This is a genomic window from Bradyrhizobium sp. AUGA SZCCT0177 (genome assembly GCF_018130125.1).
In the GTDB taxonomy this organism is placed as follows: domain Bacteria; phylum Pseudomonadota; class Alphaproteobacteria; order Rhizobiales; family Xanthobacteraceae; genus Bradyrhizobium.
In genome coordinates this window covers 1-14,305 of the sequence record NZ_JAFCMA010000039.1, presented here as the reverse complement: position 1 = coordinate 14,305, position 14,305 = coordinate 1, and the positions used below count along the sequence as shown (strand labels likewise).

Sequence of the window (14,305 nt, the reverse complement as noted above, 5' to 3'; positions counted from 1 at the left end):
CGTGGATCAGAAGACGCTGGCCGCTTACGATTCGGATGCGGCGGCGTTCGCCAAGGACTGGCACGAGCAGCCGGCGCCCGTTGACTTGCACGAAGTCGTCGAGCGCTTCTTCGTGCGCGGCGGCAATTCAGCCGATATCGGCTGCGGCTGCGGCCGCGAGGTGGCCTGGCTAAACGCCAACGGCTTTTCCGCCGCCGGTTTCGACGCCTCGGAAGGCCTGCTGACGCAGGCGCGGCAGCGTTATCCCGGTTTGAAGTTCGCGCATGCAGAATTGCCCGACTTGAAGGGCATCGGCACCTACGACAACGTGCTGTGCGAGACCGTGATCATGCATCTGGATCGCGCGCAGATCGCCCCTGCCGTCCGCCGGCTGCTAGGCGCCGTCAAGCCCAGCGGCATTCTCTATCTGAGCTGGCGGATCACCGACAATGCCGACCTGCGCGATTCGCAGGGGCGGCTTTACTGTGCGTTCGATACCGCGCTGGTGCTGGCGGAACTGAAAGCGACCGCGCTGCTCCTCGACGAAGAGGTCGTCAGCGCCTCCTCCGGCAAGAAGATTCACCGCCTCGTCGCCAAGAAGCAGGGTCTGGAGATCAGGGAATAGGGCGCCAACGAAAAGCCCCGCCCAGGGGGGAAACCGGGCGGGGCTTTCTTGTCCGGTCGTATCTCGCGCTCATCCGCTTGCGCGGCGCCCGGACTATCGTTCAGGCCGGCGGGATTAGTCGACCACCTGAACGATGCGACGCGAACGCGGTTCGACCAGGACCGTCTGGCCGTTCACCACGGTGTAGCGATAGGGCGTCGCCGCATAGGTCTGCGGGACGTCGTAATAGGTGATGCCGGCCTCCGGCAGCACACCGCCCACGGTCACGCGATCCGGAATGGTAAAGGTCGGCACGCGCTCACGCACGACATATTCCCGGAACGCCGGGCGTTGGTCGACGGCGATACCCTCATGTTCGCCGATGACCACGCTGTCGCCGCGAACGACACCCACGGTGCCGCTCTGCGCCTGTGCTGCGAGCGGGGCAGCCATCACGCCGGCGACAGCTGCGATGGCAAGTAGTCTGTTCTGCATAGTGTACTCCCTCGTGCGCTCTATTGGTTTGACGCGTTTTCTTGACGCGAACCGGCGTCCACTCCGCTTGAAAACGCTATGACGCCGGCTAGCCAGCGTACAATGCGAGCCAATTCATCGCGCGCGGCATAGTTCCTGAAAAATGGCTGCCTTAAACGCGGCAATTTCGGGCAATTTTTGCGAACGCCGGAACCCGTTGAGGCGACAGGCGTCTCCTATTCCGGAACCGCGCCAGCGGTTAAGTTGCCGCCCTCGATTCGAGCTTCCCCTCATCATCAGGAGAAATTTCAAATGACCATCACCGCCGCGCATATTTCCCCGATCGTCGCCCTGATTGCGGGAGTCCTGATCCTGATCATGCCGCGGTTCCTGAATTTCATCGTCGCGATCTACCTGATCATCGTCGGTCTGGCCGGGCTCGGCGTGTTCAAGATGCTGCGCTTCTAGTCAGGCAAGCGGGGTTTCGCGGCTTGCGCGGAACCCCTCAAAGTGGTGTAAGGCGCGCATCTTCTCCTCTCTTTTCGGATTGTCATCTGCCATGGCCAAAGCGGTTGCGAAGTCCAAGAAAAACCTTGTGAAAATCGTAGCGAAATCAAAGTCATCGGCGCCGGGCAAAGCCGCGCCGGCGGCCTCGGCGCGCAAGACGCTAACGAAGGCTCCGGCACCGAAGGCAGTTGCGAAGCCGGCACCCAAGGCGGTTACGAAGCCGATTGCCAAGCCAGTTGCCAAGGCAGCTGCGAAGGCTCCGAACAAGCCTGCCAGCAAGACGGCGAAGAAGGTGAGCAAGCCGGCCGTCGAAGCGGTCAAATCCGGCAAGTGGGTTTACACGTTTGGCGACGGCAAGGCCGAGGGCAAAGCGGGCTTGCGCGATCTGCTCGGCGGCAAGGGCGCCAATCTCGCCGAAATGGCCAATCTCGGCCTGCCGGTGCCTCCGGGCTTCACGATTCCGACCTCGGTCTGCACTTACTTTTACGCCCACGACAAATCCTATCCGGCTGCGCTGAAGGCGCAGGTCGAGAAGGCCTTGGAGCATGTCGGCAAACTCGCCGGCAAGTCATTCGGCGATTCCCGGAATCCGCTGCTGGTGTCCGTGCGCTCCGGCGGCCGCGCGTCGATGCCGGGCATGATGGATACCGTACTCAATCTCGGCCTCAACGATGAGACCGTCGAAGCGCTCGCCGAATTGTCCGGCGACCGCCGCTTCGCCTATGACAGCTATCGGCGCTTCATCACGATGTATTCGGATGTCGTGCTCGGCTTCGAGCATCATCATTTCGAGGACATCCTCGACACCTTCAAGGACGGCCAGGGCTATACGCTCGACACCGATCTGACCGGCGACGACTGGGTCGAACTGGTCGGCCGTTACAAGGATGCGGTGGCGCGCGAGACCGGCCACGATTTCCCGCAGGATCCGCACGCGCAATTGTGGGGCGCGATCGGTGCGGTGTTCTCATCCTGGATGAACGCGCGCGCGGTGACCTACCGCCGCCTGCACGACATTCCTGAATCCTGGGGCACCGCGGTCAATATCCAGGCCATGGTGTTCGGCAATATGGGCGAGACCTCGGCGACCGGCGTTGCGTTCACGCGCAACCCGTCGACCGGCGAGAGCAAGCTGTACGGCGAATTCCTGATCAACGCGCAGGGCGAAGACGTGGTGGCGGGCATCCGCACGCCGCAGGACATCACCGAATTTGCGCGCCAGGAATCCGGCTCCGACAAGGCGTCGATGGAAGTCGCGATGCCCGACGCGTTCAAGGAGCTGACGCGGATCTACACGCTGCTCGAAAAGCACTACCGCGACATGCAGGACATGGAGTTCACGGTCGAGCAGGGCAAGTTGTGGATGCTGCAGACCCGCGGCGGCAAGCGCACCGCCAAGGCGGCGCTGCGGATTGCGGTCGAGCTCGCCAATGAAGGACTGATCTCGAAAAAGGACGCGGTGATGCGGATCGATCCCGCCTCGCTCGACCAGTTGCTGCATCCGACGATCGATCCCGCCGCCAAGCGCGACGTCATCGCGACCGGCCTGCCGGCTTCGCCGGGCGCCGCCTCCGGCGAAATCGTGTTCTCGTCCGATGAAGCTGCGAAACTGCAGGCCGATGGCCGCAAGGTCATTCTGGTGCGGGTCGAGACCAGCCCGGAAGACATTCACGGCATGCACGCCGCTGAAGGCATTCTCACCACCCGTGGCGGCATGACCTCGCACGCCGCCGTGGTCGCGCGCGGCATGGGCAAGCCCTGCGTCTCCGGCTGCGGCACCATCCGCGTCGATTACGGCCGCGGCACCATGAGCATCGGCACCCGCACCTTCAAGACCGGCGACGTCATCACCATCGACGGATCGGTCGGCCAGGTGCTGGCCGGACGGATGCCGATGATCGAGCCGAAACTGTCGGGCGAATTCGGCACGCTGATGGGCTGGGCCGACGCCGTTCGCAAGCTCGGCGTTCGCGTCAACGCCGACACGCCGGAAGACGCGCGCACCGCGATCAAGTTCGGCGGCGAGGGCATCGGCCTTTGCCGTACCGAGCACATGTTCTTCGAGGAAACCCGCATCCGCACCGTGCGAGAGATGATCCTTTCCGAGGACGAGCAGTCGCGCCGCGCGGCGCTGTCGAAGCTGCTGCCGATGCAGCGCGCGGATTTCGTCGAGCTGTTCGAGATCATGAAGGGGCTTCCCGTCACGATCCGTCTGCTCGATCCGCCCTTGCACGAGTTCCTGCCGCACACCCAGGCCGAGATCGAGGAAGTCGCGCGTGCGATGAACACCGATCCGCGCAAGCTCGCCGATCGCGCCCGCGATCTTGCCGAGTTCAACCCGATGCTGGGCTTCCGCGGCTGCCGCCTTGCGATCGCCTATCCTGAAATTGCCGAGATGCAGGCGCGCGCGATCTTCGAAGCCGCGGTCGAGGCCGAAAAGCGCACCAGCAAGGCCGTCGGCCTCGAGGTGATGGTGCCGCTGATCGCGACCAAGGCGGAGTTCGACCTGGTCAAGGCGCGCATCGACGCCACCGCGCAGTCGGTGATGAAGGAGACCGGCAAGAAACTTAGCTATCAGGTCGGCACCATGATCGAGTTGCCGCGCGCGTGCCTGATGGCCGGCGACATCGCGAACACCGCCGAGTTCTTCTCCTTCGGCACCAACGATTTGACGCAGACCACCTACGGCATCAGCCGCGACGACGCCGCGAGCTTCCTTGGCACCTATGTGGCGAAGGGCATCCTCGAGATCGATCCGTTCATCTCGGTCGACCGCGATGGCGTCGGCGAACTCGTCAAGATCGGCGTCGCGCGCGGCCGCAAGACGCGGCCCGATCTCAAGGTCGGGATTTGCGGCGAGCATGGCGGCGATCCCGCCTCGGTGGCGTTCTGCCACGAGATCGGCCTCGACTACGTCTCGTGCTCGCCCTATCGCGTGCCGATCGCGCGGCTCGCCGCGGCGCAAGCCGCGCTCGGCAAGACGGTCGCGAGCCAGGCTTAGTTCTTCTCTGCGCTAACAATCGGAAAATCGTCGTCATGCCCGGGCTTGTCCCGGGCATCCACGTTTTTGGGCCCGTGTCATTGCGAGCGCAGCGAAGCAATCCATAGCGCGGCATAACGGATGGATGGATTGCTTCGTCGCTTCGCTCCTCGCAATGACGTGGAAACTACGGTTCTCCGACTTCCATCGCAATGCATGGGGTGGAATCGCATCACCCGTAGTGACACGGGAACCCGCAACATTTTCTTCATCATCTTCGTTGACGGGATGTTTACCACTTTCATCGCGCTCCCGTTTACCAAGCTTTCTCGAGCGCGACAGCAAATGCGCGCAATATCTTGCGTGGTGCACGCAGGCCACGCCGATTAACTCCCCGGCAACCTAAATTCGATACCAACAATAAAGATCGAATTGCACGGATGTACTGAGTTCGGTCGTTTTTTGTAAGCGTTGCGTAGAGCGTATCGATGAATGTGTTGCGTAACCAGCCGAAGGGCGCGCGGTTCGCGTCCTTCGGTCTCGGTCTTTGCATCTTCGCATTGATGCCGACCGAGATCGGATATCAGGATATCGCGTCACTGCTGGCCCGGCAGCCGGGCGTCGCCGAACGCTGGCAGAAGCGTGTGTTCTCCACCGCCGGCAATATCCACGTCGCGACCTTCAGCTTCGGCCGTCCGATCGGAACCGCTTCGCCGCAGACCGCAACCTTTCGGCTCACCAGTCTCGACAATCAAGGCATCGACATCACCGGTGCAGTGACGCGCAACCCGATCATCGCCCCGCCGCCGCGTTATCATGCCGCCGATTTCCCCAAGGTCGATCGCACCATGAAGGGCGATCGCCTTGTCATCGCGCCGTCCACGCCTGCGGAGAGCTCAATCCCCGCCGGCAGCGCGCCGGCCATCGAAGATCCCTCGTCCTCAAACGCTTCCGTCAAAGGCCAAAAGACCGCTGCCACGCCGCCTTCAGGTGAGCCCGCGCCGCTCGATCCCGAACTTCAGGCCGCGCTGCGCGCGCCGCCGCTGCCGCAATTCGATGTGTCGATGTCGCTCGAAGCCAAGCCGTTCGACGACAAGCCGCTCGTTAAGCCAAAGGACGTCTCGGCAGCACCGGAAGTGGCGCTCGCGCCCGCGCCGCCGCGCGACAATTTCTCCTTCAAGACCTCGAGCCTGTTTTTTGGCTCGTCGCTCGGCGCGCCCGAAACCATGGAGCGCTGGCGGCCGGGCGAAGAGCCGATCGTCATGCTGCCGAGCGCGGTAGTTGCCGATCCCGACATGAAGATCATGGCCTCGCTGCCGGTCGATGCCGACGGCCCGGTCAAGGCCGGCGAGATGGGCGTCAGCGTCGCGCCGAAGGGCGAGGTCAATTCCGACAACCAGCGCGCCAAGACCCCGGCCGAGCGGCTCGGCTTGTTTGACGACAAGTCGCGCGCCAAGTCGGAAAAATGCCTGACCGAAGTTGTCTATTTCGAAGCCCGCGGCGAAGCGGTGCGCGGCCAGATCGCGGTGGCGCAAGTGGTGTTGAACCGCGCCTTCTCCGGCAAATATCCGGATACGGTGTGCGGCGTGGTCTACCAGAACAAGCACCGCCATCTGGCCTGCCAGTTCACCTTCGCCTGCGACAACAACAAGGACGTCGTCAAAGAGCCCGACATGTGGGATCGCGCGCAACGGATCGCAAAGGCGATGCTGGACGGCCAGCTCTGGCTGCCCGAGGTCGACAAGTCGACGCACTACCATGCCTATTGGGTGCGTCCGTCCTGGGTCAGCGAGATGAAGAAGATGTACAAGACCGGCGTGCACACCTTCTACCGGCCCCGCAACTGGGGCGACGGCAGCGACGCGCCAAGCTGGGGCACCGCCGCGGAGACGGCGCAAATTTCCGCCAAGCTCGCCGAAGCCGCGCAAAGCTCGGCCGAGCAGGCGAGCGTCAGAAGGTAGCGATTGTCGTCCCGGCGAAGGCCGGGACCCATAGCCACCGGCGGTTATTGTTTTACGCGCTGAGCATTATCTTCCTTTTCCAACAATGCGGGCCGCGGCGTATGGGTCCCGGCCTTCGCCGGGACGACGTGATCATTTCCCTTTGCGCCCGCCCGTCCAACCCACCCCCAAAATTGCACTCGACGATTTTGCAGGGCTGCCCTGCAGCGGAAAAATTTTCTCCGCCGCTCTTGGGATTTCCATGCGAATGCATTAACTCCTCCCGGCGCACCCGGCCGGTCCCCTCCGGCCCCGGCGCCAAGCATCGAGGAAACCCATGGCTGTCACCGCAGACAATCTTCGCCCGGCCAAAGCCAGCTGGCGGACGCCATTGGTGATCATCATCTGCGGATGCGCGATCGCGCTGTTGAGTTTCGGGCCGCGGTCGAGCCTTGGTTTCTTCATCCAGCCCATGAGCAAGGAATTTACCTGGGGCCGCGACGTCTTCGGCCTCGCGCTGGCGCTGCAGAACCTGTTGTGGGGCTTGGGCCAGCCGATCGCAGGCGCGATCGCCGACCGCTTCGGCATCCTGCGCGTGATGGTCATCGGCGCGCTGCTCTACGCCGGCGGACTGCTCTTGATGCGCTACGCGTCGACGCCGGCCTCGCTCGATCTCGGCGCCGGCGTCCTGATCGGCTTTGGGCTCTCCGGCTGTTCGTTCAACCTGGTGCTGTCGGCGTTCAGCAAATTGCTGCCGCCGGAGAAGCGTGGCCTGGCGCTCGGCGCCGGCACGGCCGCCGGCTCGTTCGGGCAATTCCTGTTCGCGCCCTTTGGCGTTGCGTTGATCGATAATTTCGGCTGGCAGCCGGCGCTGACCGTGTTTGCCCTGCTGATGCTGTTGATCGTGCCGCTGTCGCTGGCGATCGCGACACCGCCCGCAACGTCGTCGAACGTTCCCGCCGCCGACCAGCAATCGTTCAAGACCGCGCTGGCGGAAGCGTTCGGCCACCGCTCCTACGTATTGCTGGTGCTCGGCTTCTTCACCTGCGGTTTCCAGCTCGCCTTCATCACGGTGCATCTGCCGGCCTATCTGTCCGATCGCGGCGTGTCGGCGCAGACCGGCGGCTGGGTGGTCGCCGCCATCGGCCTGTTCAACATCATCGGCTCGCTCAGCGTCGGCTGGCTGCAGAACAAATATCCGAAGCGCTACATCCTCTCGATGCTCTATTTTGCCCGGGCACTGACCATCCTGGCGTTCATTTCATTCCCGATCACCACTTTCTCGGCGATCATGTTCGGCGCCGCCACCGGTCTGACCTGGCTCTCGACGGTACCGCCGACCTCGGCGCTGGTGGCGATCATGTTCGGCACCCGCTGGTTTGCGACGCTGTATGGTTTTGCCTTCGTCAGCCACCAGGTAGGCGGTTTCCTTGGAGTATGGCTTGGCGGCATCGTGTTCGAGCAGTTCGGGTCGTATACGCCGCTTTGGTGGCTCTCGATCTTCTTCGGCGTGCTGTCGGCGCTGATCAATTTGCCGATCGTGGAACAGCCGGTCGCGCGGGCGGTTGCGCAGCCCGCCTGATACTCATCGAAGTGGCATGATCTCCGGGCAAACGCGTTCCGCGTTTGTCCCGAGGGAAAACCGGTTTCCACTTTTCCGGATCATGCTCTAAACACTCTCCCAACTGACAAAGTTCGGGAGAGTTTGCCGTGGGAACGTTCAAGGCCATCAGGATCGACAAGGCGGAAAAAGGCACCACATCAGCGCTGACGCAGTTCGACGAAGCCGAATTGATGGAAGGCGACGTCACCGTCCGCGTCGAATGGTCGACGCTGAACTACAAGGACGGTCTGGCCCTCACCGGCAAGGCCCCGGTGGTGCGGCGCTTCCCGATGATCGCCGGCATCGACTTCGCCGGGATCGTCGAGCAATCTTCGCATCCGCAGTGGAAGGCCGGCGACAGGGTGGTCTGCAACGGCTGGGGCATGGGCGAGACCCATCTCGGCAGCTACGCCGAGAAGGCCCGCGTCAGGGGCGACTGGCTGGTGCGGCTGCCCGATAATATCTCTACCCGCGACGCGATGGCGATTGGCACCGCCGGCTACACGGCGATGCTGTCGGTGCTGGCGCTGGAGAAGCACGGTCTGACGCCCAAGAGCGGCCCCGTCGTCGTCACCGGAGCTGCGGGCGGCGTCGGTTCGGTCGCGACCGCCGTGCTGTCGAAACTCGGCTATCACGTCATCGCCTCCACCGGGCGGGTGTCGGAGGCCGATTATCTGAAAGGTCTCGGCGCCGCCGAGGTGATCGACCGGGCCGAACTGTCAGGCCCCGCAAAACCGCTGGCCAAGGAGCGCTGGGCCGGCGGCATCGACAGCGTCGGGTCGACCACGCTCGCCAACATCCTTTCGATGACGAAATATGGCGGCGCCGTCGCCGCCTGCGGTCTTGCGGCGGGCATGGACCTGCCGTCTTCGGTGGCGCCGTTCATTTTGCGCGGAGTGTGCCTTCTCGGCATCGATTCCGTGATGTGCCCGATCGAGCAGCGCAAGCTTGCCTGGAGCCGCCTCGCCAGCGATTTGGATCACGGCAAACTAGCTGATATTACTAATGAAATCGGCCTTGACCAAGTCATCGGCGCCGGCGCCAAAATCCTCGCCGGCGAGGTCCGCGGTCGAATCGTGGTAAAAATTCTCTAACGGCGTTCAGACTTTACCAACCATGCTGCTCCAATGTTGCCACGGTTCGTATGGTAAGCAGCGGGTAAAGAGGCCTGCATGATCCGGAAAACGGGGGTACCGGTTTTCCGTCGCGACAAACGCGTAGCGTTTGCGCGGGGGTCATGCGCAAACAAGGCGGGTGCCCGCGCTCAGTTAAGTTGGAGTTGCCGCATGCTTGCGCGTTTGGTGTTGGGGGCCGTTACGGCCGGGGCGATGGTGGTACCGGCGCTGGCCGGGATGATGAATGCCGACGAGGCCCGTAAGTTTGTGAGCGGCAAGGTGTTCGCCTTCACCTGTTTCGACGGCACCCGCGGCGCAGGCCGCGTGCTCGACGATCTCGGGGCGGCCGGATCCATTCAATTCAGCGGCGCGGGGCCGACCCGCCATGTGCGCCTGCCCGGCAACACGCTGCAGATCCGCGGCCAGGCGGTTTGCGCTTCCATCAAGGGTCTTCCGTTCGAGCCGTGCTTCAATCTCGACAAGCGCGATGATCGCTCCTTCCGGGGATCGGTGTCGGGCATGGGCTTCGCCTATTGCGATTTCCGCCACCAGGGCGCGCAGCAGATGTTGATGGCCCGCTCGGTCGCGCGGCCGCGTTCGCTGCATGCGCCGGCGCAGACACGCTCGGCGGACGCGTCGCGCACGGAGGTCTCGGCTCGCGTCGAGACGCCGGCGGTTGAGGCCGCGAAGCTCGAGCCGGTAAAGGCCGAGCCGGCGAAGGTCGAAAGCGCGCCGGAGCTGCGCCGTTCCACCGAGTGATTTCCGGCGAAATGAAGCCCAAAGTTGGGAAAGTGTGCCCGTAGTCATACGGGCTGGCGTTTTCACGTCTTGGTAGCGAGTCTAGCCCCACCGTGATGGCCAATGACGGCCTGGGGGCGGCTCATACATGAGATCAACTATGCCGCTGTATTTTTTCCGGATTAGCAACGGTCACTACGCTGGCGCATCCGAGCAGGGCTCCGAATTCGAAAGCCGCGAAGCCGCCTGGGCCGAGATGACCAAGGTGTCCGGCAACCTGCTCGGCAGCATTTCGCGCAGCATGAAGCAGAATGCCGAATGGCAGATGGAAATGCTGGACGAATCCAAGAAGCCGGTGTTCAGGATCCGCCTCGTGGCGGAATCCGTCACCTGATTTTCGATCAGCAAGTTCCTCCGTTCGGTGCGCGCCGTGACCGATCAACTTTCTGTCGGCACAGCAGGCGCTACCGCCGCCCGCCTGCGGAACAGGATCCGCTGATACAGCCAGCCGATCGCCACCAGCACCAGGCCCAGGCACATAAAGGACAGCGCGCGATAGACCCCGGTCAGCGTCGACATGTCGATCAGGAAGGCTTTCAGGATCGTCAGCGCGATCACGACCGCTGACGCCAGCCGCGCGCGTTGCGAGTTGAAGAGGATGCCGATCCCGAGCATGACGACGCCGAACGCCAGATAGGCGATCGAGTAGGTGTATTGCTCGGCGCCAGTGGTCGGGCCGATGGCCATGACCGGACCGTGATAGATCCTGCGGATTTCAAACGTCACATAGGCCAGCGCCAGAATGAGCGCGCCTGCCGCGATCGTGTTGGCGTATTCGACCGGACGCCGCCCCGCCACCGCATAGGACAACAGCAGCGCCAGCACCGCGGGCAGGGCATAGCCGAGCAGCAGCAGGTTGATGACGGCGCCGCCGACATCGATCGACCATAGCATCGGGTTCTCCAGCACCAGCAGCCCGAACACGGAAGCCAGGCCCGCAAAGACGGTGAGCAGGATTGCGCCGGCATTGTGAACGACACTTCCAGTGCGGAGGCGCAGGCGCTCCAGCCCGATCGCCATCGCCAGCGCGACACAGACCTGCAGCGCGACTTCGGCTAGGCCGGCGCTCGGGCGATAGACGTCGCCATTATTGACGGCATGGCGGATTTCCATGAACGCCAGCAGCACCGTGAACAGGATGGCGGCGGATTCGACGATGCGCAGCGGCGCGTCGTCGCCGCCGCGGCGCAGGAAGATGCTGCCGGCCCAGAACGATAGCGCCGGAATGCCGTAGCCCCACAGCAGCCAGTTGAAGATCGGCGTGGTGCCGACGGCGTGGCCTACGATGCGCGGTTCGTAGCCGATCCGCAGCACCACGATGGCGGCGAGGATCGCGGCCAGCGAACGCAGGAACGGGATCGGGCGCTGCATCGAGATCCAGGCGGTGCCTGCCGACATCAGCGCCAGCGCGATCGTGAGCCAGCCTTTTTCCAGCGCGAACGTCAGTGCCAGCGCCAGTGCTGCGAGCGCGCCGGTCGCAAACAGCGCGATCGAGGCCTGCAGGCCCGGGCGGTCCTCGCGCTTGGTCAGGATCTCGGTCGCCGCAGCATAGGCGGCGGCAAGGATCACCGCGAGGATCGCGAACGGGATCGAGCGGTCGAGATTCGCGATCCGGGCATAGAGCGCGACCAATAGCGCGAGCGGCGTGAACACGGCCGTAGCCGACCAGATCACAGGGATGACGGCGCTGGCCGAACGGCCCTGCGCCAGGAATCCCGCGACGCCAAATCCGGCGGCGAAGATCGCAGCCGAGATCAGGTGCAGCGAAACAGAACCATCCGTTGCGCTCGGCCCGATGCCCGCGATCGGCCCGCCGGGCAGCACCAGCATGTCAGGATTGGCGCGGATCGCCCATTCGGCGAACACGATGAAGACGAGACCGGCGGCGGCGCCGACCGCGCCGACCGCGGCTTCGGTGCGCCATGCCACAAACAAGCTGCCGGCCACCAGCAGGCCGAACGCGACCATCGCGACGTCGGCATGAGAACTGTTCAGCACGATCAGGGTCGCGCCGAGCAGATAGGCCGCGAGCGAGCCGGACGAAATCGGTTCGATCTCGCCTTCTTGCGCTGAAGGCCCGAACATGAAGCCGCACACGACAAGCAATGCGGCGAGGATGAAGCCGGCGATCACATGGAACACATGCGGCGCGACCATCGACGGGCCGCACTGCAGGCAGGGGAGCGTCCATAGCAGCGAGAACACGATGGTGGTGACCGCAAGCCAGCGCCACATCCGCACCCGCGCCAGACCGAACGCGGCCGCGGTGACGATCGCAAGATAGACGTACAGCGCCCAGAAGTCCGGCCTGCCCGACGAGACCAGCATGGGGGTGACGAAGGCTCCGACGATGCCTAGCCCGGCCAGCGCCGGCCCGTGCAGCAGTGCCGCGGCCAGCGTGCCCATCGCCACCAGCCCAAGCAGGATGAACGCGGTGGCGGGCACCAGGAAGCCGTACAGCGCATAGGCTGCGTAGACGGTCGCAAAGGCCACGGCCGTGCCGGCGGCGGTCAGGATCGCGGGGATGTTGGCGATCGGCGTCGCTTCGATCGTGGAGATGCTTTCCTTGCGGCGGGTCCATTCGCCGGCAGCGAGCAGCGCCAGCGCGAACAGGCCGCCAAGCAGCACCCGCACTCCGGGGCCGAGCAGGCCGGCCTCGATCGAATAGCGCACCATGAAGAAGCCGCCGAGCGCCAGCGTCAGGCCGCCGATCCACACCACCCAGCGGGTGCCGAGTGTTTCCTCGAAGCCGCGATCGGGCTGCGGCAAGGGCGGCGGCGGCGCGGCGGGCGGGCCGTCAGCCGTGTCAGCCGTCGTCCCGGCGGCTGCTTCAGCCGGCGTCCATGAGTCGGGAGGGACCCATTGATCCACGGGCACAATCGGCGGCGGCTCGGCTGCGACGCCCGGAGAGGCAGGCGCAGTATCTTGCTCGAACATGTGGGGAAGCGGTGGCGGGACGGGCCTGGCGAGCGCCGCCGCGGCTTCCATCCTGTCCAGCCGCCTTCGCAAGTCCCCGATCTCGTTCATCGCTTTGACGGCAACGATAACGGCGACAATGGCGAACAGGAACGGAAGAATTGCAAACTCGTCGAGCATCAGGCCTCCAGGCGGGCACGCAGAAACGTTAACCGCCTCTATGCGGCCCGTCGCAATGCTGTGAGTGCAACTCTGCCCGGAAAAAGTTCAAATCGCCCCCGGGCGGCATTTTAGCACGCTATTCGAGCAGGACTATTCGAGGTCCACGCGGAAGGGGCGGCCCTCGACGGTCATGCTGCCTGGGCCCATCTCATCGAGTGCCCGCAGCATCCGCCCCTCGCGCCCCAGCGCCTTGTCGGCGAGGCTGACGATCAGCCGGTTGGGCTGGGCGATCGGCGAGGCGGCGCGGATCTGCCGGGCGATCGAAATCTCGTCGCGGTGCGGATTGAGCATGCAGGCGGCGGCAAAGGCGCTGGCGGTCGAACGGCTGATGCCGGCATAGCAATGCACCACCATCGGCGCGCTGCGGTCCCAGCCCCGCACAAAGTTCAGCACCTTCTCGATATGCGCGTCCGACGGCGCCAGAAAGCCGTCCATCACCTCGGTGATGTCGTCCATCGACACGCGCAAATGGTTGGCCTCGAGCACCGAGGCCGGCCGCTGCACCTGATCGACATTGGCCATCACGGTGAGGATATGGCTGGCGCCGGTGGCCTTGACGGTTTCGGGAAGGGCGGCGAGCGAGCAGACGTGAAGCATGGCGATCCTTTTGGGGAACTGTCCGTCGTGGGCAGTCCCTGGGGCAGCCGCCATTATAGGCCGGTGCGGGGGCCGGTCAAAGCGGGTTTGGCCCGGGTGGGCTACGGACCACAACATCTAGCCCGACGGGCAAATCACTTCTGGTATTCGGAAGTCATGTCAAGCCCCGAAATAAAAAATATTTCTGTTTACCAGAAGACAAATCAGGTGCATATCTTTGCTCATCCCGTCCTACTCAGAAGGGCGTCGGCCGTCGTCACGGACGTTGGGCGGGTTGCGGTGGACGCTGGTTTACGCCTCGACGACGGCGTGGATAAGCGTACGGCAAAACCGTGTGGTCCTGGCACCCGTTGCAGGTGTCAAGCTGTCGGGTAGGCGAGAGCTGAACGGCAGCGACGGAGTCAACCAAGAACTCGTCTCCGGGGAGATCACGGCATAAGCCGTAAAGCCATTGCGCAGGGAAGGCCGGGTGTTCTCCGCTGCCCTGTATGCTCGTGTGCATTTTGTTTTGTGCAAACCGCACGCGAGACCGCGGGTGCAGCGCGCACCCGGTCTTCCCTGCGCCCTCTT

Annotated in this window: 12 protein-coding genes; 8 read left to right on the top strand and 4 right to left on the bottom strand. The window is 64.0% G+C overall.

Annotated elements, in window-relative coordinates:
- Position 1: 1 nt before the first annotated feature.
- A complete protein-coding gene (locus JQ597_RS32300) occupies positions 2–604 on the top strand; it encodes a class I SAM-dependent methyltransferase (RefSeq protein WP_212269472.1) in 603 nt (200 codons plus the stop codon).
- Positions 605–718: 114 nt separating this feature from the next.
- Here the strand turns inward: JQ597_RS32300 and JQ597_RS32295 are convergent, their stop codons facing one another.
- A complete protein-coding gene (locus JQ597_RS32295; RefSeq protein ID WP_212269471.1) occupies positions 719–1,078 on the bottom strand; it encodes a DUF1236 domain-containing protein in 360 nt (119 codons plus the stop codon).
- A gap of 291 nt (positions 1,079–1,369) precedes the next feature.
- Here JQ597_RS32295 and JQ597_RS32290 point away from each other — a divergent pair, with 291 nt between their 5' ends.
- Positions 1,370–1,525: a DUF3096 domain-containing protein gene (locus JQ597_RS32290; protein ID WP_192735205.1), complete on the top strand. Its 156-nt coding sequence runs from the start codon at positions 1,370–1,372 to the stop codon at positions 1,523–1,525.
- Here the strand turns inward: JQ597_RS32290 and JQ597_RS38385 are convergent, their stop codons facing one another.
- Positions 1,526–1,864: a hypothetical protein gene (locus JQ597_RS38385; protein ID WP_349628926.1), complete on the bottom strand. Its 339-nt coding sequence runs from the start codon at positions 1,862–1,864 to the stop codon at positions 1,526–1,528.
- Between JQ597_RS38385 and ppdK the strand changes: the two genes are divergently transcribed.
- The 6 genes from ppdK to JQ597_RS32260 all read left to right on the top strand — a co-directional run bounded on the left by ppdK (position 1,857) and on the right by JQ597_RS32260 (position 10,334).
- Positions 1,857–4,565: a pyruvate, phosphate dikinase gene (gene ppdK, locus JQ597_RS32285; RefSeq protein ID WP_349628925.1), complete on the top strand. Its 2,709-nt coding sequence runs from the start codon at positions 1,857–1,859 to the stop codon at positions 4,563–4,565. The two genes, JQ597_RS38385 and ppdK, sit on opposite strands and share 8 nt — an antisense overlap.
- A 467-nt stretch (positions 4,566–5,032) precedes the next feature.
- Positions 5,033–6,505 (top strand): cell wall hydrolase, encoded by a 1,473-nt coding sequence (locus tag JQ597_RS32280; RefSeq protein ID WP_212269469.1) that lies wholly within the window; start codon positions 5,033–5,035, stop codon positions 6,503–6,505.
- A gap of 316 nt (positions 6,506–6,821) precedes the next feature.
- Positions 6,822–8,066, top strand: a complete 1,245-nt coding sequence (locus JQ597_RS32275) for an MFS transporter (protein WP_212210970.1) — start codon at positions 6,822–6,824, stop codon at positions 8,064–8,066.
- A gap of 128 nt (positions 8,067–8,194) precedes the next feature.
- Positions 8,195–9,181 (top strand): acrylyl-CoA reductase (NADPH), encoded by a 987-nt coding sequence (gene acuI / locus JQ597_RS32270; protein WP_212269468.1) that lies wholly within the window; start codon positions 8,195–8,197, stop codon positions 9,179–9,181.
- Positions 9,182–9,373: 192 nt separating this feature from the next.
- Entirely contained in the window at positions 9,374–9,961 is a 588-nt protein-coding gene (locus JQ597_RS32265) for a hypothetical protein (RefSeq protein ID WP_212269467.1), read from the top strand.
- Positions 9,962–10,100: 139 nt separating this feature from the next.
- Complete coding sequence (locus JQ597_RS32260; protein ID WP_192735199.1) at positions 10,101–10,334, top strand: DUF6894 family protein; 234 nt, start codon at positions 10,101–10,103, stop codon at positions 10,332–10,334.
- Between the two features lie 44 nt (positions 10,335–10,378).
- On the opposite strand, the gene JQ597_RS32255 is transcribed toward JQ597_RS32260, so the two are convergent.
- Positions 10,379–13,096 carry a DUF2339 domain-containing protein gene (locus tag JQ597_RS32255; RefSeq protein WP_212269466.1) on the bottom strand — a complete coding sequence of 906 codons (2,718 nt, stop codon included), beginning with the start codon at positions 13,094–13,096 and terminating at the stop codon, positions 10,379–10,381.
- A 132-nt stretch (positions 13,097–13,228) separates the two neighbouring features.
- Positions 13,229–13,735, bottom strand: a complete 507-nt coding sequence (locus JQ597_RS32250) for a tyrosine phosphatase family protein (protein ID WP_192735197.1) — start codon at positions 13,733–13,735, stop codon at positions 13,229–13,231.
- Positions 13,736–14,305 lie beyond the last annotated feature (570 nt).

Excerpts from the sequence above, each read along its gene's own strand:
- JQ597_RS32290 (WP_192735205.1), top strand. The coding sequence starts at position 1,370 with ATGACCATCACCGCCGCGCATATTTCCCCGATCGTCGCCCTGATTGCG.
- JQ597_RS32295 (WP_212269471.1), bottom strand. The coding sequence starts at position 1,078 with ATGCAGAACAGACTACTTGCCATCGCAGCTGTCGCCGGCGTGATGGCT.
- JQ597_RS32275 (WP_212210970.1), top strand. The coding sequence starts at position 6,822 with ATGGCTGTCACCGCAGACAATCTTCGCCCGGCCAAAGCCAGCTGGCGG.
- JQ597_RS32280 (WP_212269469.1), top strand. The coding sequence starts at position 5,033 with ATGAATGTGTTGCGTAACCAGCCGAAGGGCGCGCGGTTCGCGTCCTTC.
- JQ597_RS32260 (WP_192735199.1), top strand. The coding sequence starts at position 10,101 with ATGCCGCTGTATTTTTTCCGGATTAGCAACGGTCACTACGCTGGCGCA.
- JQ597_RS32250 (WP_192735197.1), bottom strand. The coding sequence starts at position 13,735 with ATGCTTCACGTCTGCTCGCTCGCCGCCCTTCCCGAAACCGTCAAGGCC.
- JQ597_RS32255 (WP_212269466.1), bottom strand. The coding sequence starts at position 13,096 with ATGCTCGACGAGTTTGCAATTCTTCCGTTCCTGTTCGCCATTGTCGCC.
- JQ597_RS32265 (WP_212269467.1), top strand. The coding sequence starts at position 9,374 with ATGCTTGCGCGTTTGGTGTTGGGGGCCGTTACGGCCGGGGCGATGGTG.